Origin of the sequence: Mesorhizobium sp. M7A.F.Ca.US.008.03.1.1 (assembly GCF_003997495.1) — a bacterium.
Classification (GTDB): domain Bacteria; phylum Pseudomonadota; class Alphaproteobacteria; order Rhizobiales; family Rhizobiaceae; genus Mesorhizobium.
Map to the genome: position 1 here is coordinate 39,345 of NZ_RZRU01000026.1, position 22,832 is coordinate 62,176.

Annotated in this window: 24 protein-coding genes; 10 read left to right on the forward strand and 14 right to left on the reverse strand. The window is 63.4% G+C overall.

Annotation, left to right across the window (positions count from 1 at the left end; all coding sequences use genetic code 11):
- Nucleotides 1-19: 19 nt before the first annotated feature.
- Nucleotides 20-1,330: a hemolysin family protein gene (locus EOA16_RS27440; RefSeq protein ID WP_127260932.1), complete on the reverse strand. Its 1,311-nt coding sequence runs from the start codon at nt 1,328-1,330 to the stop codon at nt 20-22.
- 75 nt (nt 1,331-1,405) lie between these two features.
- Nucleotides 1,406-2,320: a LysR family transcriptional regulator gene (locus EOA16_RS27445; RefSeq protein WP_127260933.1), complete on the reverse strand. Its 915-nt coding sequence runs from the start codon at nt 2,318-2,320 to the stop codon at nt 1,406-1,408.
- A 126-nt stretch (nt 2,321-2,446) separates the two neighbouring features.
- Here EOA16_RS27445 and EOA16_RS27450 point away from each other — a divergent pair, with 126 nt between their 5' ends.
- Complete coding sequence (locus EOA16_RS27450) at nt 2,447-3,469, forward strand: NAD(P)-dependent alcohol dehydrogenase (protein WP_127260934.1); 1,023 nt, start codon at nt 2,447-2,449, stop codon at nt 3,467-3,469.
- A 13-nt stretch (nt 3,470-3,482) separates the two neighbouring features.
- Here the strand turns inward: EOA16_RS27450 and EOA16_RS27455 are convergent, their stop codons facing one another.
- Nucleotides 3,483-4,190, reverse strand: coding sequence for an LssY C-terminal domain-containing protein (locus EOA16_RS27455; RefSeq protein ID WP_127260935.1), 708 nt, complete (start codon nt 4,188-4,190; stop codon nt 3,483-3,485).
- A gap of 110 nt (nt 4,191-4,300) precedes the next feature.
- Here EOA16_RS27455 and EOA16_RS27460 point away from each other — a divergent pair, with 110 nt between their 5' ends.
- Complete coding sequence (locus EOA16_RS27460) at nt 4,301-5,014, forward strand: gamma-glutamylcyclotransferase (RefSeq protein ID WP_127260936.1); 714 nt, start codon at nt 4,301-4,303, stop codon at nt 5,012-5,014.
- 12 nt (nt 5,015-5,026) lie between these two features.
- Here the strand turns inward: EOA16_RS27460 and EOA16_RS27465 are convergent, their stop codons facing one another.
- The 3 genes from EOA16_RS27465 to EOA16_RS27475 all read right to left on the reverse strand — a co-directional run bounded on the left by EOA16_RS27465 (nt 5,027) and on the right by EOA16_RS27475 (nt 7,599).
- Nucleotides 5,027-5,833, reverse strand: a complete 807-nt coding sequence (locus tag EOA16_RS27465) for an extensin family protein (RefSeq protein ID WP_127260937.1) — start codon at nt 5,831-5,833, stop codon at nt 5,027-5,029.
- A gap of 116 nt (nt 5,834-5,949) precedes the next feature.
- Nucleotides 5,950-7,041 (reverse strand): extensin family protein, encoded by a 1,092-nt coding sequence (locus EOA16_RS27470; RefSeq protein WP_164754412.1) that lies wholly within the window; start codon nt 7,039-7,041, stop codon nt 5,950-5,952.
- A 132-nt stretch (nt 7,042-7,173) separates the two neighbouring features.
- Nucleotides 7,174-7,599 carry a DUF3775 domain-containing protein gene (locus tag EOA16_RS27475; protein WP_127260939.1) on the reverse strand — a complete coding sequence of 142 codons (426 nt, stop codon included), beginning with the start codon at nt 7,597-7,599 and terminating at the stop codon, nt 7,174-7,176.
- A 143-nt stretch (nt 7,600-7,742) separates the two neighbouring features.
- Here EOA16_RS27475 and EOA16_RS27480 point away from each other — a divergent pair, with 143 nt between their 5' ends.
- Complete coding sequence (locus tag EOA16_RS27480; RefSeq protein WP_127260940.1) at nt 7,743-8,282, forward strand: tetratricopeptide repeat protein; 540 nt, start codon at nt 7,743-7,745, stop codon at nt 8,280-8,282.
- On the opposite strand, the gene EOA16_RS27485 is transcribed toward EOA16_RS27480, so the two are convergent.
- A complete protein-coding gene (locus tag EOA16_RS27485) occupies nt 8,269-8,556 on the reverse strand; it encodes a hypothetical protein (RefSeq protein ID WP_127260941.1) in 288 nt (95 codons plus the stop codon). The genes EOA16_RS27480 and EOA16_RS27485 overlap by 14 nt on opposite strands.
- Here EOA16_RS27485 and greA point away from each other — a divergent pair.
- Nucleotides 8,555-9,028: a transcription elongation factor GreA gene (gene greA / locus EOA16_RS27490; RefSeq protein ID WP_127260942.1), complete on the forward strand. Its 474-nt coding sequence runs from the start codon at nt 8,555-8,557 to the stop codon at nt 9,026-9,028. The two genes, EOA16_RS27485 and greA, sit on opposite strands and share 2 nt — an antisense overlap.
- 71 nt (nt 9,029-9,099) lie before the next feature.
- Here the strand turns inward: greA and waaC are convergent, their stop codons facing one another.
- Genes waaC through rfaD form a run of 3 tightly spaced genes read right to left on the reverse strand, consistent with a single transcriptional unit; the run spans nt 9,100 to nt 12,022 of the window.
- Nucleotides 9,100-10,077 (reverse strand): lipopolysaccharide heptosyltransferase I, encoded by a 978-nt coding sequence (gene waaC, locus EOA16_RS27495; protein ID WP_127260943.1) that lies wholly within the window; start codon nt 10,075-10,077, stop codon nt 9,100-9,102.
- Complete coding sequence (gene waaF / locus EOA16_RS27500) at nt 10,074-11,081, reverse strand: lipopolysaccharide heptosyltransferase II (protein WP_127260944.1); 1,008 nt, start codon at nt 11,079-11,081, stop codon at nt 10,074-10,076. The genes waaC and waaF overlap by 4 nt, the downstream gene beginning before the upstream one ends.
- Nucleotides 11,054-12,022, reverse strand: coding sequence for an ADP-glyceromanno-heptose 6-epimerase (gene rfaD, locus EOA16_RS27505; protein WP_127260945.1), 969 nt, complete (start codon nt 12,020-12,022; stop codon nt 11,054-11,056). The genes waaF and rfaD overlap by 28 nt, the downstream gene beginning before the upstream one ends.
- A gap of 162 nt (nt 12,023-12,184) precedes the next feature.
- Between rfaD and EOA16_RS27510 the strand changes: the two genes are divergently transcribed.
- The 4 genes from EOA16_RS27510 (at nt 12,185) to EOA16_RS27525 (ending at nt 15,683) form a co-directional block, all read left to right on the forward strand.
- Nucleotides 12,185-12,817: a LysE family translocator gene (locus EOA16_RS27510; protein ID WP_027039329.1), complete on the forward strand. Its 633-nt coding sequence runs from the start codon at nt 12,185-12,187 to the stop codon at nt 12,815-12,817.
- A gap of 140 nt (nt 12,818-12,957) precedes the next feature.
- Nucleotides 12,958-14,451 (forward strand): D-glycero-beta-D-manno-heptose-7-phosphate kinase, encoded by a 1,494-nt coding sequence (rfaE1, locus tag EOA16_RS27515; protein ID WP_127260946.1) that lies wholly within the window; start codon nt 12,958-12,960, stop codon nt 14,449-14,451.
- 7 nt (nt 14,452-14,458) lie between these two features.
- Nucleotides 14,459-15,031, forward strand: coding sequence for an SIS domain-containing protein (locus EOA16_RS27520; protein WP_013530074.1), 573 nt, complete (start codon nt 14,459-14,461; stop codon nt 15,029-15,031).
- Nucleotides 15,024-15,683 (forward strand): HAD-IIIA family hydrolase, encoded by a 660-nt coding sequence (locus tag EOA16_RS27525; protein ID WP_127260947.1) that lies wholly within the window; start codon nt 15,024-15,026, stop codon nt 15,681-15,683. Before EOA16_RS27520 ends, EOA16_RS27525 begins: the two co-directional genes overlap by 8 nt.
- 4 nt (nt 15,684-15,687) lie before the next feature.
- Here EOA16_RS27525 and EOA16_RS27530 read toward each other — a convergent pair whose 3' ends face one another.
- Nucleotides 15,688-16,482, reverse strand: a complete 795-nt coding sequence (locus tag EOA16_RS27530; RefSeq protein ID WP_127260948.1) for a glycosyltransferase family 2 protein — start codon at nt 16,480-16,482, stop codon at nt 15,688-15,690.
- 254 nt (nt 16,483-16,736) lie between these two features.
- Nucleotides 16,737-17,216 carry an Lrp/AsnC family transcriptional regulator gene (locus EOA16_RS27535; protein WP_127260949.1) on the reverse strand — a complete coding sequence of 160 codons (480 nt, stop codon included), beginning with the start codon at nt 17,214-17,216 and terminating at the stop codon, nt 16,737-16,739.
- A gap of 247 nt (nt 17,217-17,463) precedes the next feature.
- Here EOA16_RS27535 and trxB point away from each other — a divergent pair, with 247 nt between their 5' ends.
- On the forward strand, nt 17,464-18,438 hold the full coding sequence (gene trxB, locus EOA16_RS27540) for a thioredoxin-disulfide reductase (protein ID WP_127260950.1): 975 nt from the start codon (nt 17,464-17,466) through the stop codon (nt 18,436-18,438).
- 80 nt (nt 18,439-18,518) lie between these two features.
- Nucleotides 18,519-19,415, forward strand: coding sequence for a LysR family transcriptional regulator (locus EOA16_RS27545; RefSeq protein WP_127260951.1), 897 nt, complete (start codon nt 18,519-18,521; stop codon nt 19,413-19,415).
- 34 nt (nt 19,416-19,449) lie between these two features.
- On the opposite strand, the gene EOA16_RS27550 is transcribed toward EOA16_RS27545, so the two are convergent.
- Entirely contained in the window at nt 19,450-19,947 is a 498-nt protein-coding gene (locus EOA16_RS27550) for an isoprenylcysteine carboxylmethyltransferase family protein (RefSeq protein WP_127260952.1), read from the reverse strand.
- 721 nt (nt 19,948-20,668) lie between these two features.
- Nucleotides 20,669-22,720 carry an elongation factor G gene (locus EOA16_RS27555; protein ID WP_127260953.1) on the reverse strand — a complete coding sequence of 684 codons (2,052 nt, stop codon included), beginning with the start codon at nt 22,718-22,720 and terminating at the stop codon, nt 20,669-20,671.
- Nucleotides 22,721-22,832: the final 112 nt, after the last annotated feature.

A 22,832-nucleotide genomic window follows, 5' to 3' on the forward strand; every position in this document is an offset into this window, starting at 1 on the left:
CTGCACATCGCGATGACCGTCAGCGCACCGCCTCGCGGTGAGCGCCGGGCAGACGGGTGGCGATCAGCTTGTCGATGCGGCGGCCGTCGAGATCGACCACCTCGAAGCGCCAGCCCTGCGCGTCGACGCATTCGCCAGTCGCCGGCAGATGATGCATGTGCGACAGCACATAACCGGCGACGGTTTCGTAATCGCGGTTCTCCGGCAGGTCGATGCCGAGAATGTCGGCCATCTCGTCGGCCTGCATGTAGCCGGCGAGCAGCCACGAACCGTCCTCGCGCTTGACCGCATTTTCCTCATCGCCGGCGTCGGTGTCCGCGCGGAACACGCCGGTGATGGCTTCCAGAATGTCGGCCGGGGTGACGATGCCTTCGAAATGGCCGTATTCGTCATGCACCAGCGCCATCGGCACGTCGGATTCCTTTAGTTTCTGCAGCACATCCAGCGCGTCGGCCTGGTCGTAGACGATAGGGGCTGCGCGCACATGCCTGCGCGGGTCGAGCACGCGGCCGGCAAGCAGTGCGGCCAGCACGTCACGCGTCTGGACGACGCCGACCATGACGTCGACGCCGCCGTCGCCTGCCGGCAGGCGTGAATGCTGCGTTTCCATGAGCAGCTTGCGGATGGCCGCCTCGTCGGATTGCAGATTGATCCAGTCGACCTCGGTGCGCGGCGTCATCACCGCGCGCACGGCGCGGTCGCCAAGCCGCATGACGCCGGCGATCATGCGCCGCTCGTCGGATTCGATGGTGCCGTGATGCTCGGCCTCGGCGACCAGCATCTTGATTTCTTCGTCGGTGACCTTCTCCTCGCTTTCGCCGCGCTGGCCGAGCAGCCACAGGATGGTGCGGCCGGAGAAGTCGAGCAGGAAGACCAGCGGCGCCGATACAGTGGCGAGGATGGTCATTGCCGGAGCGACCCTGGCGGCGACCCGCTCGGGGTCACGCAACGCGATCTGCTTGGGCACCAGCTCGCCGACGATCAGCGAGAAATAGGTGATGATGGCGACGACGATGCCGACGCCGAGCGGATCGGCAACGGTCTCACGCATGCCGGTGGAGGCGAGGAACTGCGCCAGCCGCTCGCCGAGCGTGGCGCCGGAAAAGGCGCCGGAGAGGACGCCGACCAGGGTGATGCCGATCTGCACCGAGGAGAGGAACTTGCCGGGATTCGAACCAAGCTCAAGCGCGCGGCCGGCGCCATTGATGCCGCGGTCGATCATCGCTTTCAGCCGGGCCGGTCGCGACGAGACGATGGCAAGTTCGGACATCGACAGAAGGCCGTTCACGCAGATGAGGACGACCACGATAGCGATTTCGACGTATAACATGAGCGGTCAATAGCATTGCGGCGCCGTCTTCGAAAATAGTCCGGCGTGATTTTTGAGAAATGACCGGTATTTCGGTCACGCGGCATCCCAGGGCGGCGCCGAAAAATGTTCGACGAGAGCGTCGACGACAACCCGCACCTTTGGCGTGAGCGCGCGCGTCACCGGCCAGACGGCATGCACGACGATGTTCTCGACCAGGCAGTCCGACAGCACCATTTCGAGATCGCCGCTTTTGAGGCTGTCGGCGGCCAGCCATGTCGGCAGGAAGGCGATGCCGCAGCCGGCGAGCGCTGCATCCAGCATCGGTTCGCCATGGCCGAGAACGAGCCGCGCCTTGGGCACGAAGGTTGCGAGATGGCCGTCGGAATGCCTGATCACCCAGGGACGGACGATGCCCTCGCGACCGTAGCCAATGACGCTGTGACCCGCGAGATCCTCGACCGATGGCGGCCGGCCATGCCTGTCGAGATAGTCGGGAGCCGCGCATATGGCCGAGCGCTGGGCATAGAGGCGCCTGGCCGCAAGCGACAGGCTGTCGTCGAGTTCGCCCATGCGGATCGCCAGGTCGATGCCCTCCTCGATCAGGTCGACGCGGCGGTCATTGAAGGAGACTTCCACCGTCAGGTCCGGAAATTTCCTCGAAATCTCGAACAGCACGGGGGCGACGCAGCGTCGGCCGAAGGCCAGCGGCACGTCGATCCGAAGCCGGCCAGACGGGACCTGCCGGCGCGAGGCGAGCAGCGACTGTGCGGCTTCGATCTCGGCCAGGGCCCGGATGCAGGCTTCATAGTAGCTGACGCCTTCGCTGGTCGGGCTGAGACTGCGGGTGGTGCGGTTCAGCAAGCGAACGCCGAGCCTCTGCTCCAGTTGCGCGATCGATTTGCCGATCGCCGACTTCGTCACATGCAGCCGCTCGCCGGCGCTGGTGAAGCTGCCGGCCTCCACCGCCTGAACAAACGCGACGATGCCTTGCAGGTCGGCCGTTTCCATGGTGATTTCCTATTGTCGACTTCTAGTCCGCAATCAGTCTCAAATTATACCGCACCGAAGCACTATTTTCTATAGTTGAAAGGCATAAATGTCTCGCTTGGTATCACTCCCGGAGCGCGAGACGACATGAGCACCCAAATCAACAGATCCTGGCAGATGAGCGGTTTTGGCCTGTCGAGGCTAAGCCAGGTGGAAGGCAAGGTTCCCGAGCCAGGGCCGCACGATCTGCTGGTGCGGACCAAGGCCGTATCGCTCAATTACAAGGACAAGATGATCGTAGACGGCGTGCTGATCCCCGACCTTGCCTTTCCGTTCGTGCCGACATCCGATGCCGTGGGTGAAGTGGTGGCCGTCGGCAGTGCGGTCAGCCGCTTTCAGGTCGGGCAGCGCGTGCTCGGCCAGGTGATCGCCGATTGGCCGGATGGCGACGCGCCGCCGGTGCTTCATAAGCACACGCTGGGGTCGTCGCTGTCGGGCATGCTTTCCGATCATGTTATCTTCGGCGAGGACGCCGCGGTGCTGGCGCCGCAGTCGCTCGGCGATATCGAGGCCGCGACATTGCCGATCGCGGCGCTGACGGCCTGGTTCGCCATGGCCGAAGCGACCAGACCGGTGCCGGGCCAGACCATTCTGATCCAGGGCACCGGCGGCGTGTCGCTGTTTGCGCTGCAGTTCGCCACCGCGTTCGGGCTGCGCGCCGTCGTCGCCTCAAGCAGCGATGAAAAGCTTGAGCGGGCGAGAAAGCTTGGCGCCTGGCAAGGGATCAACTACCGCACGCAACCGGCCTGGGACGAGGCCGCGCGTGTGCTGACGAACGGGCTGGGCGTGAACCACGTTCTGGAAATGGTCGGCGGCGAGAATGCTCGGCGATCGCTGAACGCGCTGGCCGCCGACGGCCGGCTGTCGATCATCGGCGTGCTGGGCGCGATGGAGCTCACCTTCCCTATCATGCCCTTCATGCGCAACCGCATCACCGTGCAGGGCTTGTCGGTCGGCCATCGCCGTGCCTTCGAGCGCATGAATCAGGCGATCGAGGCGTTGGCGATCAAGCCGGTCATCGACAAGGTCTTTGGCTTCGACGAGGTGCCGCAGGCCTTGCAGCATCTGGAGAAAGGACCGTTCGGCAAGATCGTGATCACCACGACCTGACTTCTGCGATGTGTCATGGCAGCTGCTTCAACACGCCGACAATTGCCTCGCCGTCCGTGAAATAGGGATCGCCGCCGCCATTGCGTCCGGTACTGGTGGCGCCGACGCCCGATATGTCGCTGGTCGAGATCAGCGTGCCGGCGGTGGCCAGGTCGCGCATCAGGAAGTCGCGCTCGGCGTCGATGTCGGGGCCGATATGGTGGGTGACGGCGCCGGTATCGTGGCTGAGGCCGACGCCGCGATCGAAGCTGGCCGAGCCCAGCCACAGCGGCCGGCCATCGTCGCCGCTTGCATCGGTCTGCCAGAAGCGGACATGATGCCGGCGGTCGGCGCTGAGGCCCTCCGGCTTTTCGAAGGCGAGATCCTGGGCGCGGCCATCGAACAGCAGCCTGCTGACCGGCGCATCGGGATAGGGGTGGTCGAACAGCACGCTTTCACCGATCTCGATCGCGGTCTTCAGGGTCACGGCGTCGGCGGTGTCCCAGCCGGCGACCGCGACGGCGTGGACCACCTCCTTCCGCGTACCGACAAGGCCGACATTGATCGGGTCGCCCGGAATGCCTTGCGGCGTGTGCGTCAGCATCTCGAAGCGCTGCGTGCGAAAACCGCGATCGTGAAACGTCCAGAATTCCGGTGCGGCGAAATAGGCGAGCGCCAGATAGGCGGCCAGCAAGGTCGCCACCCAGATTGCAACGCGTCGCCGAAAACTTCGCTGGCTCATGAACGCCGCCCGATCCGTGCGATATCTGTTGCCTGACGGACCCTGGAAATCAATGGCCAGCAGCGCGCCGCCGATCTATGGTGGGCCATCGTTTCTTCGCGGGGGCTGCAATGGAGTGGAAGCTGGCAGGCCGCAAGCCCATGACGTTGACCGCCGAGCTTGTCGCGCAAGTTGAGCGTGTCGAGCCTGATCCCGGACCAGAGCCCGGAACCAGCGAGCACACCGATGCGGAGTTCGATGGCCTGGTCGAAAAGCTGCTTTCGCAGCATCATCCCGACACGCTTTGGGTTTTTGCCTACGGGTCGTTGATCTGGAACCCCGAATTCGCCCATGTCGAGCAGCGCCCGGCCACGGCGCCTGGATGGCACCGCTCGTTTTGCCTGAAGCTGACCCGCTGGCGCGGAACCCGCGATTTGCCGGCCCTGATGCTGGCGCTCGATCGAGGCGGCAGCTGCAACGGCATCGTCTATCGGCTGCCCGCGGAAGACCATTTCGGGCAGCTTGGTCAGTTGATGCGCCGCGAGATCGATGCCAACCCGCCAACCAACGTGCCATGCTGGATCAAGGTCAAGACCAAGGACGGCCCGCTGCGTGCCTTGGCCTTCGTCGCCGCGCCAGACGGCAGTGCCTATGCCGGCCGGTTGCCATTGGAGCAGGTTGCCGACACGCTGGCGCGGGCTGCCGGTCATTGGGGCTCTTCGGCGCAGTATTTGTTCAGGACCGTGAGCAAGCTTGAAGAGAGCGGCATCCGCGACCGGAATCTCTGGCGCATCCAGGACTTGGTTGCACGGCAAATCGCCGCTTTAACCGGTGGCGCCGATTAGGCTGATCTCTTCCTAACGGCAGGCGCGATAACCGTTCTTGCGGTTCTTGATGTCGAAATGGAAATGGTTGCGGTGGTCGTAATTGTAGCCGGGACCGAGCACGGTGGTGAAATACTGGCAGCCGTCGGCGCGCACATTGTTGAGGAAGCCACGGGTGCGGAAGGCAAACAGGCCGGGCTTGCGCACGTCGATGTCGTCGCCATTGTTGAGCTCGATGCTCATGACGTCGAGCGCATTGCCCTTGCCGTGCTCAGACAGGACACCTTCGCCGGCAATCCTGCGGCAGGAATAGCTGGAGCCCTGGTGGATGGTCTTGACGCCGGAGAAATAGCGCCAGCGGGCGGAGGGGACGAGTTCGTTCTTCGTCCAGCCGGCGAAGGTGGCGGCCATGTCGCAGGTCAGGGTCGCGGCGGGTTTCATCTGGATGTTGCCGATGGCCGAAACCTTGACCGGATAATCGATGCCGCACTGGCCTTCATGGATCGGCGCCAGGTCGGTGTAGGCGACATCGAGGCGCTTCAATTGCTGACGGCAGTCGGTTTCGCTGGCCGGCATCTGCTCGACGGGCGACATCGGCTCGTCCATGCGCGGATAAGCGGCCTGCGTCATGTATGGATTGGAAGGAACAAGCTTCTGCATGCCGGCATATTGCGGCACGGCAGCCGTCTGCGCGCCGACGTCGACGGCCGGCTGCAGCGACAGCACACTGCCGGTGTTGCAGGCGGAAAGCGCCGCCAGCGCCAGGCCGGCGGTCAGCACTGCTGCATATTTTGACTGGCGCGCGGTGGCGAAAAACACGGCCCGAAATTTGCCGGCCATTGGCGGAATCCCGTTGATGGATATCCGGCATTTTAACGATCAACGGTAAAGGAAACCTCAGCGCCCGCGTTCATGCCTGCGGCCGAATTGCGGCACGCGGCCTGGATCAGCAATGCTCACTGGCAGAACGTTCCGCCATGCCGGCGCGGTTCGAGATCGAGATGGAAATGCAGGGAATGGTCGGGGTCGGCGCCCGGTCCGAGCACGGTCTTGAACGGTCCGCAGGCCGCCTTGCGCACGGCATTGAGGAATTTAGCGTCTTTCTCCGGCGGCGCCGGGCCGACCTCGATCTTCTTGCCGTCCGACAGCGTGAAGCTGGCGATGTCGAGCGCGTTGCCGAACGCGTGTTCCGACAGTTTTCTGGTGCCGTTGCGTGGCCGGCAGACAAAAGCCGACGCCTGGCCGATCGATTGCAGGTCCGCACCGAATTCGGCTTTCGCCGCCGGCTGGATGACATTGGCGGCAAAACGCGCCGTTGCCTCCGCCATTTTGCAGTTGAGCTCGGTGCCGGGGGCAATCGCGACGGACTTTCCAAGGGTCTTCAGCACGATGGGATAGGGGATCGAACAGCCGATTTCGAACTGGCTTTCCGCCTTGTGTTCTTCGAATTCGACGCCGAGCGTTTTCAGCCGTTCGCGGCAGGCGACTTCCTCGGCCGGCATTTTTTCATCGGGCAGATCGGCCGAGCGCGGGTCTGGCAGCATCTTCTTGTCATCTGCATCGGCCGGCTTGTGCGGTGGCTGCGGGGCAACGGCCGGCGGCTGAGCCTCGGGCTCCGCGACGTCGGGTTTTGGTGTCGGCGTTGGCGCGACCGCGGGCGGCTCCGGCTCGCTTTCCGTATCGGTTGAGGGTTCGGGAGCCGATGGCTCCGGGAGTGCCTGCTTTTCCTGGCGGGATTTTTCTTCATCGGAACGGTCGGGCGCGCCGGCGGTGTTCGCAGCGTCCGCCGGGCGTGGTTCCGGCACCGGAATGGCGGGTCCGGACCCCGAAATACCGGGCCCGTGCACCGGAACATCGGCAGGCAAGGGCAGCGGAGGCAGAGTTTTCTGCTGTGCCTGCTTCGGCGTCACCGACCGGTGTCTTCGTGGTTTCAGGCGCTTTCCGCCTCGCGGTTTAAGGGACTGTTCGGCTCGTGGTGTCAACGGCTGCTCTACCCTCGGCGTCAACGGCTCGTGATGCCGATGGCGATGTCTCGCCTCGGCGGGCATCATCAGCAAGGCCGTGACGGCCATGACGAATGCGATCCTGAATGTTCGGGAAAAGACAAGCGACCCCATCGCCCTCAACGACGCCGACGCAAGGTGGTTGCCTTGGCCGCATCACGAACGGTAACCGCGTCGTTACGCACCGATCGCTTCCAGCCCTTCCTCCAGCCAGTCGGCGAGCAGCGGCATGCCAAGCAGGTATTTTGCGGTGCGCTTGTTGGCGCGTTCGCGCGCCGCGGCAAGTGCGTCCACCCATTCGGCGGCGTCGTAGTCGCCGCGACCGACCCAGGCCAGCGCGATCAATTCGGCTGCTTCATCGACATTGAGGTCGTTGATCAGCTCGCGCAGCTCTTCCTCGGTAAGGTTCTCGGAGCTTTCCTCGGCAAGGCCGTCATGGTGATGGTTGACATGGGACTCGCCATCGAGTTCGACCTCGTGCTCGGCGCCATCGGCATAGTCTTCATTGACGGCCGCACTCAGCGCCTTGGCCTTGAGGATGAACAGGCGCACCGTGTCAGGGCCGATCGAAAGCTCCCAGTCCTTTTCAAGCCGCCGCTGCAAGGGCCGTCTCCCTGAGGTCGTTTGCCGGATGATAGCGGATTCGCAGCATCCGTCACCTGATGTTCTCCCGCACGTAATTTTCCGGGATGAAACGCAAGCCGACCGGCGTTAGTGTTGCATTCTCACCCCTCAAGGAGGCTTCGATGCATAAAAGAATGCTGATCCAGGCTGCAACCGCGCTGGTCGCTCTGCAGTTCCTTGCCGTTCCGGTGTTTGCCGCCGGCGGCGACAGTGGTGGCAGCGATCAGACCGTCACCCAGTGCAAGAAGGGCCAGGTCTGGGACAAGAAGAAGAAAAAGTGCGTGGCACCCCAGGAAGGCATGCTGGACGACGACAGCATCTATGATGCCGGCCACGCGTTGGCTCTGGCCGGGCGCTATGACGAGGCGATTGCCGTGCTCAGCCTCGCCGCCAACAAGCAGGATCCGCGCATCCTCAATTATCTCGGCTATTCGCACCGTCATTCCGGCCGCGTCACCGTCGGCCTCGGCTATTACGAGGAAGCGCTGCGCATCGATCCGAACTACACGCTGGTGCGCGAATATCTCGGCGAAGCGCATCTGCAGATCGGCGATCTGGCCGGCGCCCAGCAGCAGTTGATGGAAATCGAGAAGCGGACCGGCAAGGGTTCGCGTGAATATGGCATGCTGGCCGAGCAGATCGACCATTTCATGAGAAGCTGAAAAGATCCCAGGGCTCTTTTAAGCGGCTGCGAGCGATCGCGGCCGCTTTTTTGTTGCCTTCGGTTTCATTCACCGCCCCTGACTGACGAATGCGGGGATGATTTTCACAAAACCGATTTTTGGGCGTGAAAAACCCGCTGACATTGCTATATTCAGGGAAATTGCGGTGAAACGGTTCCGTTAGCCCGAGGCTGCCGGACCCGTTTTCTTTTTGTACCCATCGACAAGGCTTTCCCCGATATGCGGGGGTGGCAGCAGGAAAGGCAGGCATCATGAACAAGGTCCCGATGACAGGCGAGGGGTTCGCGTCATTGAAGGAAGAACTGCGCTGGCGCCAGCAGGAAGAGCGGCCGCGCATCATCGAGGCGATCTCCGAGGCGCGCTCGCATGGCGACCTGTCCGAAAATGCCGAATATCATGCCGCCAAGGAGGCGCAGAGCCTCAACGAGGGCCGCGTCAACGAGCTTGAAGATTATATCGCGCGCGCCGAGGTGATCGACGTCAGCAAGCTCAGCGGCGACAAGATCAAGTTCGGCGCCACCGTGGTGCTGGTCGACGAGGACACCGAGGAAAAGAAGACCTACCGGATCGTCGGCGACCAGGAAGCGGACGTGAAGTCCGGCCGCATCTCGATCTCCTCGCCGATTGCGCGTGCGCTCATCGGCAAGGAAGTCGGCGACGCCATCGAGGTCAATGCGCCTGGCGGTGCCAGAGGATATGAGATCGTCGAGGTGCAGTTCATCTAGGGAAGTTGAGGCGGGCGCGGCTGCGGCTTCTAAGCTCAAGGCTGCGCTAGCCTTCCAATTCATTGAATAAATCAACCGGTGCTGGCGCCAACTTTAAGCGCCAGCAGCCTCTCAGCCTCCGCCACCACCTCCGCCGGCATCACACGCTCCCCAGGCGCAGCCAATAACGTCGACGCATATTGCCCGCGCGGACCGGTCAGACCCGGCTCGGTTGCCAGGAACACCGCAACCGTCGGCAGGCCGAAGGCGCTGGCGAGATGGGTCAGCCCGGTGTCGGCGCCGATGACCAGTTCCGAGCGGCCGATGAATGCAGCGATGTCGGCCAGCGGCGATTTCGGTACCACAACTGTCGACGGCACGGCGCCTGCGATCGCCTCGGCCACGGCCTTCTCGCGCTCGTTCGACCATGTGGTGACCGGCGTCATGCCTCGATCCAGGACGAGACAGGCGGTCTCGATCCAGTCCTGGACCGGCCATTTCTTGTCTTCGCGGCTGGTGCCGTGCAGCAGGAAGGCGGTTTTTCCAGAAGTACCCGCCAGAGTGCCGGCGGGCGGCACGATGCCGGAATCCAGGGTCGAAAGATCGGGCTGATAGCCGAGCGCCAGCCCGAACAGCCGCCGTGTCCGTTCGATGGCGTGCAGGTCGCGCGGCACGGGATAAGTGGCATCGTAGAACAGCGTCGCAGAAGATTCGCGCACGCTCGAACGGTTGAAGCCGGCAATGGGGGAGCCTGCCTGTCTTGCAACCAGAGCCGATTTCAGCAGGCCTTGCGCATCGATGACCAGGTCGTAGCGGCAATCTCGCAAGGTGCGGCGCAGGGCAGCCGCCTCGCGCCAGGTGGCGCCATCGAGCAGCGCCTTGCGCCAGCGGCGGATCGCCACCGTATGGGTCCTGCCGATCGCCGGGTGAAGCGCGACGATATCGGCAAATGCCTCTTCGACGCACCAGTCGAAGGTCAGGTCCGGGCGGTGGCGTCGGGCATCCTCGATGGCCGGAAAGGTGTGGATGACGTCGCCCATCGACGACGTCTTGACGATCAGCACCTTCATGCCGCGGCCGGGATGTCCAGCAGCCGGTCCGCCGCTGCCGCGACCTGGCCGATTTGCAGCGTCTTCAGGCAGTTGAGGTGGCCGAGCGGACAGACCTTCCGGTGGCAGGGCGAGCACGACAGGCCGAGCCAGACCAGCTCGCGGCGTTCCGCTAGCGGGGGGGTGTTCTCGGGCGAGGTCGAGCCGTAGACGGCGACGATCGGCGTGCCGACGGCGGCCGCGACATGCATCAGCCCGCTGTCGTTGGACACGGCCAGCCTTGCGGCGGATATCAGGTCGATGGCGTCCTCCAGCCGCGTCTGTCCGGCGAGATCGACGACGCCGGGGGCCAGGGCTGCGATCTCCGCCGTCACGTCGTGGTCGTTCTTCGAGCCGAACAGCGCAACCTTCAAGCCTTTGCCCATGAAATCGCGGGCAAGCCCGGCATAGCTTTCGCTGGGCCAGCGCTTGGCCGGGCCGAATTCGGCGCCGGGCATCAGGGCCACGAATTTCCGCGGCGCCAGCCCGAAACGGTCGAGCAGGTCGACCTGGTTTTTCGTGTCCACGCTAAGCCGTGGCGCCCGGAAACTGCCGCCTTGGGCAAGGCCGAAATAGGCCTGCGCGGTGCGTCGCTTGATGCTGTCGGGCAATGGCACGATGTCGGTCAACAGGCCATAGCGCATCTCGCGCAGATTGCCGACACGGCGCGGGATGCGGGCAAAGAACGGGATCAGCGCCGACTTCCAGCTGCCCGGCAGGATATAGGCCATGTCGTAGCGGCCGCGCAGCAGGCGGCCGAAGCGGCGGCGATGGGTGAATTCGAGCGCGCCGGGTTTGAGCGGAAAGTCGATCTGCTGGCGGATTTCGGGCATGCGCTTGACCAGCGGCGCGGCCCAGGCCGGCGCCAGCACATCGATGACGGCGTTGGGATGCAGCTCCTTCAGCGCCGAAAACAGGCACTGCGCCATTACCATGTCGCCCACCCAGCGTGGGCCGATCACGAGGATCGTTGGGCTTTCAGCCATTCGACATAGTCTCTGACACCGGTTTCCACTGTCCGGAATTGGCCATTGTAACCGGCCGCGCGCAAACGGGACATATCAGCTTGCGTAAAGCTCTGGTAGCTGCCCTTGAGATGGTCGGGAAAGGGGATGAATTCAATCTCCCCTTTCCCCAACGTGTCGATCACCGTTTCGGCGATGGCGCGGAAGGGCTGGGCACGGCCGGTGCCGCAATTGAAGATGCCGCTTGAACCCCGTTTCCACAGCCACAGATTGACGTCGGCGACATCGCCGACATGGATGAAGTCACGGCTTTGTTCGCCGGGTCCGAACCCGTCATAGGCGCCGAACAGTTTCGGGTTCTCGCCTCGCTCGACCTGGTTGAACAGATGGAAGGCGACCGAGGCCATGGCGCCCTTGTGCGCTTCGCGCGGGCCATAGACGTTGAAGTAACGCAAGCCCACGACCTGTGAATGGTCGGTATCGAAACCAGTGCGCCCGGCGAACACCGTTCGCCTGATGTAGTCGTCGAACAGCTTCTTGGAATAGGCGTATACGTTGAGCGGCCACTCGAGCGCGGGATCCTCGCGGAACTCCGAGCCGCCGCCATAGACGGAAGCCGAGGAAGCGTAGAGGAAGGGCACGCGCAGTGCCTGGCTTGCATGCAGCAGCCGTTTCGAGAAGGCGTAATTCACCTCCATCATGAATTTTCCGTTCCACTCGGTGGTGGTCGAGCAGGCGCCCTGATGGAAGACGGCCTCGATGCGGCCGAGCGAGCCGGCCTCCATGCGGGGCAGGAAATCGTCCTTGTCGAGATAGTCGGCGATCTTGAGATCGGCGAGATTGGCGATCTTGTGGCCGTCGGTGAGGTCGTCGACGACAAGGATGTCGTCATGCCCTTCGGCATTCAGCGCAGCGACGATGTTGGAGCCGATCATGCCGGCGCCGCCCGTGACGATGATCATGTTGTTAGCCCTGATATTCGTTTCGCTTGCCGATTCCGGTCCTTATAAGGGAGGCAGGCTGGGCTGTCGATAAAGCAGGCAACGAAGCGGATGTCACAGTGACGCCGCAAAGCTTCCGCTTCAGTCGGTTTGTGCCGCCCGGCATGATTTGAGGGACAACAAATGCCGTCGACCGAACTGCTCATCGCGTTTTTCGCCACCACGGCGATCTTCGCCTACATTCCCGGCCCGGCCATGCTCTACGCCGCCGCGCAGACGATGGCGCGTGGCCGCTGGTCGGGCCTGACGGCGGCACTTGGCATTCATCTTGGCGGTTACGTACATGTTTTCGCCGCCGCTGCCGGGCTGTCGGTGCTGTTTCATGCCGTGCCGACGCTCTACCTGGCGGTCAAGCTGGTCGGCGCGCTCTATCTGATCTGGCTTGGCGTCTCGCTGTTTCGCAAGCGCGCGGACGGCGATGCGGCGCTGCCAGCGATCGAACGGAAATCGGCACGACGTGCCTTTTTCGAGAGCATCACCGTCGAGGTGCTGAATCCAAAGACAGCGATCTTCTTCATGGCGTTCCTGCCGCAGTTCATCGATGCCTCAGCGGCGTTTCCGGTTTGGCTGCAGTTCGTCGTGTTGGGAACGATCGTCAATCTGATGTTCTCCTCGGCCGATGTCGTCTGCGTATTCTTGGCGGGCGCCGTGATCGGCCGCTTGCGGCGTTCGAGCCGCGCACAGCGGCTGATGCAGCGGGCCGGCGGCGCGGTGCTGGTCGGGCTTGGCGTCCACGTTGCCCTGCAGAAGAGCTGACGCATCGGACAGTCGCGGGTCATGTCCTGACGTTGCGCTGCGTGGATTTGCGGTATATCGGCAGGCATGAACGATCCGGCCCGTAAATTGACAATTTTCAGCACGATTGAGATTTGCCTTACCCTCGCGTTGCCAGTGACATGATCAAGCACAATCCGCCTTCCCCCGAACCCCTGCACCGCGCCATTGCGCGGTTCGGCCAGGCCACCGTGCTGGTGGTCGGCGACTTCATCCTCGATCGTTTCGTCAACGGCGTCATTGAGCGGATCTCGCCGGAGGCGCCGATCCCGGTGCTGCATGGGCGCGGCGAGACCTCGACCATGGGCGGCGCCGGCAATGTCGTGGCCAACATCGTTTCGCTCGGCGCGTCCGTCGTTCCCGTGTCGGTGATCGGCGCTGATTCAGCCGGTGACAATCTGGTGCGCATGCTGCGGGAACTCGGCGCCGATACGGCGGGCCTCTCGCAAGAGCGTGGCCGCATGACCTCGTCGAAGAGCCGCTTCAGCGCGCTCAACCAGCAGGTGCTGCGCTTCGACGAGGAAGAGATCAAGCCGCTGGGTGCTGCGGAGCGCGCTGGCCTGATCCGGCATTTCCGCGATGCGCTGCCGCGCGCCGACATCGTCATCCTGTCCGATTACGGCAAGGGCATCCTGCTCGACGGTGTTGCCGCTGATCTGATCGCCATCTGCCGCGAGGCGGGAAAGCCGGTGCTGGTCGACCCGAAGGGCCGCGACTACGCGCGCTATGCCAGGGCGACCGCCATTACCCCCAACCGCAAGGAACTCGGCGAGGCCGTCGGCCATGCGGTGTTCGCCGATGACGAGATCGTGGCTGCGGCACGCCAGCTGATTTCGGCACATGGCTTCGACTTCGTCGTTGCGACGCGCAGCGAAAAGGGCATGAGCGTGGTCGGCCCCGACGAGGCGCGCCACATCGCCACCCAGGCGCGCGAAGTGTTCGACGTTTCGGGCGCCGGCGACACGGTGATCGCGAGCTTCGCGCTGGCGCTGGCCGTAGGCGCCGATACGGTCATGGCGGCTTCGATCGCCAATGCCGCTGGTGGCGTCGTGGTGGGAAAACGCGGCACCGCGCGGCTGACGGTCGAGGAACTCACCGGCGCGCTGTTCCGCTCGCATGGACCGACGGCCCACAAGGACGCCATCCTCGATGCCACGTCGGCTGCGCGCATGGTCGCGGCGTGGAAGGAAGAGGGCCTGAGCGTCGGCTTCACCAATGGCTGCTTCGACATCCTGCATGCCGGCCATGTCAGCTTGCTGCACGCGGCGCGCAGCCAGTGCGACCGGCTGGTGCTCGGCCTCAACAGCGATGCCTCGGTGCGGCGACTGAAGGGCGCCGGCCGGCCGGTCAACGACCAGCACGACCGCGCCTGTGTGCTGGCAGCACTTGCCTCGGTCGACGCGGTCGTGGTGTTCGAGGAAGATACGCCGCTGGCGCTGATCGAAGCGCTGCTGCCCGACATACTGGTCAAGGGCGCCGATTACACGGTCGACACCGTGGTCGGCGCCGATGCGGTGCAGAAAGCCGGCGGCCGCGTCGTGCTGGTCGATCTCGTCGCCGGTAAAAGCACCACCAACACCATTGGCAAATTGCGCGCCGGCGGCACCACAAACTGAGGGTTTCATGTCCGACTTGAACGATTACCTTGTCCGCTCGGCGGCTGCCATATCAGCCATGGTCGAACGGGACCTGACCGGTGAGATGGAGCAGGCAGCGAGCGCGGTGGTGACGGCGCTTTCGTCGGGGAAAGCCTTGCTCATCGCCGGCAATGGCGGCTCTGCCAGCGACGCCATCCACATTGCCGGCGAACTGGTCGGCCGCTTTCTCAAGGAGCGCAAGGCCTACAATGTCATCGCGTTGCCGGCCAATGCAGCGGTGCTGACCGCCTGGGGCAACGACTATGGCTTCGACACGGTATTTTCGCGCCAGGTCGAGGCGCATGGCGCGGCCGGCGGCGTGCTTCTGGCAATCTCGACCAGCGGCAATTCGCCGAGCATCCTCGCCGCCGCCGAACAGGCACGGAGGATGGACATGACGGTGATCGGCATGACCGGCGACACCGGCGGCAAGCTGAAGCCTCTGTCCGATATCCTGCTCAACGTGCCGTCGACCTCGACGCCGATCATCCAGCAGGGGCATCTGTGCCTTTATCATCATCTGTGCGAGGTGGTCGAAGCGCGCCTCAGCAATGGCTGATCCCACGACCTCTGGCGGCTATCCGCTGGCGGAGCCGGGCCTATGGGTCGAGCAGGTCGGCTCAAGGGTGTTCGCTGCCGGCTCGCCGGCGCTGTTCCTCGATCGCGACGGCACCATCAACGTCGATACGGGCTACCCGGATGATCCGGCCGAAATGGTGCTGCGCGCGGATATAGCCGAGGTGATAGCCGCCGCCAACCGGGCCGGCATTCCCGTCATCATCGTCACCAACCAGTCGGGCATCGCGCGCGGCTATTTCGGCTGGGGCGATTTCGCCGCCGTCAATGGCCGCGTCCTCGAGCTGCTGCGCGCCGACAGTGCATTCGTCGATATGGTCCTTGCCTGCGCCTATCACGAGGCGGGCTCCGGCCCGCTCGCGGCCGCAGATCATCCGATGCGCAAGCCCAATCCGGGCATGCTGCTTGAGGCGGCCAGCCGTCTCCGGCTCGATCTGCGGCGTTCGCTGATCGTCGGCGACAAGGAGGCCGATATGGAGGCGGGACAACGCGCCGGCCTCTCGCAGGGCTGGCTGGTGGACGGGCAAGCGGCTGTCGGACCGGGCTTCACAATTCGGCCTTGGTGCGACCGCGCGGACTTCGACGGCCTGCTCGCTGCGATAGCTGCACTTGGGGCCGTTTCGGGCGCGTCGTAACGGTTTATACCCGATCGTTGTCTCGCCAGGCTTCATAGAGCTTGGCCTCGGTGGCGAACGAATACACCATCACCAGCATGGAATAGACGAACCCGTGCCGGCCGCACAGGAAGTAGCGCTTGGCCAGGTAAAACTTCAGGAAGTTGCCAAGCGGCGACAGCACCAGTCTTATCAGGCCAGGCTTCTTGGCTCGTTCGACCAGCGTGGCGACCTTGAAGCTGGAGTAGGTGTTGGCTCTCGCCAGATCCTCGGCAATAGTCATTTCGCGGCGATGCAGCAGCACGCCATTTTCTATGGTGCCGGTTTCGCCCGGCACCTCGAACGACTCATGGACCCGCAGATTGAGGTCCATGGTCGCCTTGTCGCGGCGGAAAAGACGCAGCAGCCTGTTGTGCAGCACCCATCGGTGCGCATAGCCGTAACCCTTCAGCTTGTCGCGGCGCCTGATGTACCATCCGTCGAAAGCGTCATTCCCAAGCTGCGTCACATTCATGATCGACTGCCTGAGAACGTCGTCGATGGCCTCGTCGGCTTCAATCGAAAGGCACCACGGTTGCGTGGCCTGATCGAGCGCGAATTGCCGCTGACGAGGAAAGCCCGGCCAATCATTGTGAAACAGCCGTATCGGGTAGCCCTTGGCGATGAACCCATTCACGACGTCCAGAGTGCTGTCCGTCGAGCCTGAATCGACGACGATGATCTCGGCGCAGAAGTCGACGCTTTCCAGGCATTCGCCGATCATGTCGGCCTCGTTCATGCAGATGACCAGCGCCGAAACCGGGCTAGAAAATCGAGTCATCGTCCCACCCCACGGCACACTGTTCTCGGAATTGGGCTGCCCTGCGCCACCTGTATTGTGCAATCCCGAAAGCGCTATGCGCTTTTTCCCAGGAAAACCGTTACACACTTTTTCTGGAATTGCTCTAGGAAACCAACAAGGCGGCTACGGCTGGACATCCGGCCTCACAGGAGTGCCTATCGAACGCCAAAGCGGCGCTGATATGGCGAGGCGTTCAAGCCGCATCGGCGAAATCCCGCTGCGGTTCAACCGGCTCAAGGCTGTGCGAACGAGACCAGCCCTTCGTCCTTGACCCGGCGGATGGTGAGCGCGGTTCGCACCGTGTCGACATTCGGGGTCGAGGTCAGTTCCTCGATGACGAAGGTCTGGAAGGCGCCGAGGTCGCTCGCCACGCAATGCAGCAGGAAATCGGATTCGCCCGACACCATCCAGGCGTCACGTACGATCGGCCAGCCGCGGGTGCGCTCGGCAAAGATGCGCAGCTCGGCATCGGCCTGATGATGCAGGCCGACCAGGCAGAAGGCAACGATATCGAGGCCGAGCGCTGGTGCGTTGAGCAGAGCGCGGTAGCCACGGATGATGCCAGCTTCCTCAAGGCGCTTGACGCGGCGCAGGCATGGCGGCGCCGAAATGCCGACGCGGTTCGACAGTTCGACATTGGTCATGCGGCCGTCGCCCTGCAATTCGCGCAGGATCTTCCAGTCGATGGCGTCGAGGTCGGCCTTGAGCGGCATGGGGGCTCTCGATCATGAGGGGCAATACGCAAGAATCTTGCGTGATTTTGTAATTAAACGGCTTCGCTGTCCATTCCATCCTTCGCCCGTATATTTCGCGGGATCAGCGGGCGACAGGTGTGACAAAGCTTTCCGGGGACGAACTCCAACTTGCCTTGCTGGCGTCGTGGGCAACACTTACATTACGCGCGACAATGATCGAGTTTTCCATGCCGCAATTGCCGGCAGCCCTCCGCAGAGGCTTTAGATGACCACCAAGCACGCGCCCGTTCTCATCATCGGTTCCGGCCCGGCCGGGTATACGGCGGCCGTCTATGCCGCCCGCGCCATGCTGAAGCCGATGCTGGTCGCCGGCCTGCAGCAAGGCGGGCAGTTGATGATCACCACCGATGTCGAGAACTATCCCGGCTTCGCCGACCCGATCCAGGGTCCGTGGCTGATGGAGCAGATGCTGAAACAGGCCGAGCATGTCGGCACCGACATCATCAACGACATCATCACCGAGGTCGACCTCAACGTGCGACCGTTCCGTGCCAAGGGCGATTCCGGTACCACCTACACCGCCGACGCTCTGATCATCGCCACCGGCGCGCAAGCGAAATGGCTGGGCATTCCGACCGAGCAGGACTTCATGGGTTTTGGCGTCTCGGCCTGCGCCACCTGCGACGGCTTCTTCTACCGGGGCAAGGATGTCGCGGTGATCGGCGGCGGCAATTCAGCAGTGGAAGAGGCGCTCTATCTGTCCAATCTCGCCAGGAGCGTGACGGTCATCCACAGGCGCAGCGATTTTCGCGCCGAACGTATCCTGCGCGAGCGGCTTCTGAAGAAGGACAATGTCCGCGTCATCTGGGACACGATCGTCGACGAGATCACCGGTCGGCCCGGCAAGACGCCGCTGCCGCCCTCGGTCGAGGGGCTGAAGCTCAAGCATGCGGTGACCGGCGAGATGTCGCACCTCAAGATCGACGGCGTGTTCGTGGCCATCGGCCATGCGCCGGCGGTTGAACTGTTCGCCGGCAAGCTCAAGCAGAAGCCGAACGGCTATCTGTGGACGGCGCCGGATTCGACCCGCACCGATGTGCCGGGCGTGTTCGCGGCCGGCGATGTGACCGACGATATCTACCGCCAGGCGGTCACGGCAGCGGGGCTCGGCTGCATGGCCGCACTCGAGGCGGAGAAGTATCTGGCCGGCATCGAAGTGCATCGCGAAGCGGCCGAGTAGAGAGTTCAGAGAGCGGCTTAGAAAACGCCGTGTAAAAGCCTGATTTTTCATTCAGACGCCAAAACAGAACGAGGGGAATCATGGCGTTGGACTGGGACAAGCTACGCGTGTTTCACGCTGCGGCGGAGGCGGGGTCGTTTACCCATGCGGCCGAGACATTGCATCTGTCGCAATCGGCGATCTCGCGGCAGGTCAGCGCGCTCGAGCATGATGTCGGCGTGCCGCTGTTCAACCGCCACGCCCGCGGGCTGGTGTTGACCGAGCAGGGTGAGATGCTGTTTCGCACGGCGCATGACGTGCTGATGAAGCTGGAGACAATAAAGTCCCGGCTGACCGAGACCAAGGATCGCCCCTCGGGCGTGCTGCGGGTGACGACGACGGTGGGGCTGGGCGCCGGCTGGCTGACCGAGCGGGTGCAGGAATTCATCGAGCTCTATCCCGAAATCAGCCTGCAGTTGATCCTCGCCAACGAGGAACTCGACCTCACCATGCGCCAGGCCGATTGTGCCATCCGGCTGCGCCAGCCGCAGCAGCCGGACCTGATCCAACGCCGCCTGTTCACCGTGCATTTCCATCTCTACGCGGCGCCATCCTATGTCGCCAAGTACGGCAAGCCGTCTTCCGTTGCAGAGCTGAAGGCCCACCGCATCGTCACCTTCGGCGTGCCGGTGCCGTCGCATCTGTCGGAGCTGAACTGGCTGGAAACGGTCGGTGATTTCGAAGGCGGACAAAGAGTGCCGACGCTGCAGATCAACGACATATTGTCGATCAAGCGTGCGGTGCAGGGTGGCGCCGGCATCGCCATGCTGCCCGACTATGTGATCAGCAAGGACTCCGATCTGGTGCAGCTGCTGCCGGAGACCGAGGTGCCGTCTTTCGACACCTATTTTGCCTATCCGGATGCGATGAAGAACCAGGCCAAGCTGCACGTGTTCCGTGACTTTATCATCGCCAAGGCTAGAAGCTGGTCATTCTAAGCAACGTGCCCTGAGATGGCGCTGCCGGTTTCACCTACCCCCGCCAGGGCGACAGCCGAGGCAGCCAGCCCGGGACGTTGCGGCGGTAGGTGTCGTATTCGGCGCCGTAGCGGTGGGCCAAGGTCGGCTCCTCGTAGAACCGCACGAACGAGCCCATGGCGATCGCGCCGATGACTGCATAGGCGGCCAGCATCCAGCTCGAGAACAGCAATGCCTGGCCGAGGATGATCGACAGCACGGCGACATACATCGGGTTGCGGACATGACGGTAGATGCCGCCGATCACCAACCTCTCGGTAGGCGCGACCGGGGCGGGCGTGCCGAGGCCCTCAAGCGCGAATCGACCGAAGGCATGCAGCAGCGCTGCGATCGCGGCGGCGATCAGAAGCCCGCCGACGGGGACAAAGCCCGGCAGACCAGACCACGGCAAGCCCCAGCGATCGGTCAACAGCCACGGCACCAGCCCGGCAACCACGCAGGGCGCCGCGATGAAGAAGGCCGCACTGCCGGCGATCGCCGAAAACGTGCGCATTGGCTGCTTCCTCCCCGATTGCCTTAGAAATGCACGCCTGCTGCCCGCTTCCACATCATTGCCCAGTTTTGGCATTTCGAGCCGAAAGCCAGCCGAGATTGGCGATTCTGTAGTTGCAATTGCCCGATTCAGCGCTCCATTTCGACGATTCTGCTGGTCCTATTGGCTTCTGGAATGGGTTAGACCACAGCCTGCGTCTTTTTGCATGTGTGTGTTGCAAAATAGATGCTTGTTTCTTGGGCATGATGAGCACATATATAGATCATCTCCTGGGCGCGTTCTCCTCCCATTAGCGCCCTCGAGTGTTCCCCTCTGGAGGTTAGCCTTAACAGGCACTCCAATCAAACTCAGCCGGATCTTCATTGATCCGGCTTTTTTGTTGCCTGTGCCCTGTTGGGCCGGCCAAAAATTCCATCACAATTGCCACGTAACGGTGACATGTAACCTCTGGTAACATATCCCGGACGCCCGCGACCTGCTATGTGGATCATAGGACGCGGTGTGGTTCGGACGGGAGATGGGGGCATCACTCGTACGGCCCGGGCTCAGGCGGCTACCGCGTCCGAACCGTTTCTCCGCCTGATTTCGGCGGCATCAAATGCGGCGGACCTGCCGTTTTACCTCCCAAGGAAACGGTCCGCGAACAAAACGACGTCCGGTCCCCGCCGGACGTCGTTTTCTTTTGTCCCCCTCGAATCAGTTCGAGAGGAACGCCACGCCATCAGGCAGCCTTGCCGTTGGTGTTCATCGCGTCGTCGGCCAGACGGCCGGTGAGTTCGGCCATGTGGTCGAAGACGGCACGGTAGCTGGCGACGCCCGCGGTCGCCGAGCGCAACTCGATGATCAGGTCGCCGATCTCGGCTTGCGGCATGGTTGCTTCGACGACATCCCAGCCCGGCCAGTCAGGCCGCGCGTCATAGCCGAGAATCTGGCCGCGCCGCTGCGGGATGAGAGCGATGATCTTCGAGGTAGCGTCGGAGGGTGTGACGATCTCGACCCTCATCACGGGCTCCAGGAGCACCGGCAAGCACGCGGCCATGCCTTCCTTCATTGCCAGCCTGGCCGCCATCTGGAAGGCCATGTCGGAGGAATCGACCGCATGGTAGGAGCCGTCCGACAGGTTGACTGCGACATCGACGACCGGAAAGCCCAGCGGCCCGGATTTCAGATAGTCGCGGACCCCTGTCTCGACCGACTGGATGTAGGTCTTGGGCACGACCCCGCCGGTGATGGTGTCGGTAAACTGGAAGCCGGAGCCGCGCGGCAGCGGCTTGATCTCGATCACCACGTCGCCGAACTGGCCATGTCCGCCGGACTGTTTCTTGTGACGGCCGCGCTGTTGCGCCGATTTGCGGATCGTCTCGCGATAGGGCACCGCCGGCGGATGGCCTTCGACCGGTATCTGGTTCTTGCCCTCCAGCCGCTCGCGCACCACGCGCAGATGCATCTCGCCATGGCCCGACAGCACGGTTTCAGCCGAGTCCTGGTTGTGGCTCAGGCTGAGCGAGGGGTCCTCCTCGGCCAGCCGCTGGATGGCAGCCGACATCTTCACTTCGTCCTTGCGCTCCTTGGGGCGGAGTGCGAAGGCGAAGACCGGCTGCGGCGGCTCGAACTGGACGAGCGGCTTGATGCCGCCCTTGGCCGAGCTCAGCGTCTGGCCGGTCTTGACCTCGTCCAGCTTGCCCAGTGCCACCGTATCGCCGGCCTTGGCGATGGAGAGCTTGGACTGGTCCTTGCCGAGCATCCGGTAGATGCCGGAAACCTTGGCCGTGTCGCCGCCGGGCAGCCAGAGTTCGGAACCGTCGACGACCTGACCGGAGAGGATGCGCGACACCGACAGCTTGCCGCCATGCGAGGTGTGGATGGTCTTCATCACCTGGACCAGAGTAGCCGCGCCGTCGGGTGCACCGAGCCGTTTGCGGGTCGCCTCGATGTCGGGCGCGTCGTGGCGGATCGCCTTCAGGAGGCGCAGCACGCCGTTGCCTTTCTCGGCGGTGCCGATCAGCACCGGGGTCACCGCGCCGTCGCGCAGGTCGGCGGCGAGGTCGTCGAAGATCGCGTCCTTGGGAGGCTCGATCTCCTCGAGCAGTTGTTCCATCAACTGGTCATCATGGTCGGCCAGCGTCTCCAGCATCGAGAAACGCGCCTCGAGCTCGCGCGCCTTGTCGTCGCCGGGAATCTGCGCCACCTCGCTTTCCGCATATTCGCGATAGATGTAGGCGCGCTCCAGCGCCAGGTCGATCGAACCAATGACGACGCCGTCCTTGCGCAGCGGAATCTGGCGCAGCAGCAACGGCACGGCACTGGCCGGCTGCAGCATCTTCAGCGTGTCGCGCACGCCGGTGATTGCCTTGTCGACCTTGTTGAGGAACAGAATGCGCGGCACGCCGAGATCGTCGAGCTTGCGCATGATCAGTTGTAGGGCAGGGATCTTCTTTTCGTCGGCCTCGGCTACGACCACTGCGAGGTCGCAGGCGGCCAGCACCGGTTCGGCCTCGAAAGAGAATTCGATGGAGCCGGGACAGTCGACGAAGGTGATCTGCTCGCCCATGAATTCGGTGGTGGCGATCGTCGCCTCGACGCTCATGGCGTGGGCGCGCGCCTCGGGCGAATGATCCGAAACGGTGTTGCCTGATGAAACGGGATTTTGTCGGGGAATTGAGCCCGTACGGGCCAGTATGGCTTCGAGAAGTGTCGTCTTACCGCTTGCAAAGGGACCGACTATGGCAATGCATTTCGGTCCCGTGCGTCGTCCTCCGGCGCGAGTACCCATAACTGACCTCCACTCAGGCGTTTCCCGTAGGACCGACTGGCATGCATGGTTCAGGCGTGGTCAATCGGTCCTGAGCGGCGGCCGGCCTGTTCGACCGTCGCGGGCGGGGTTC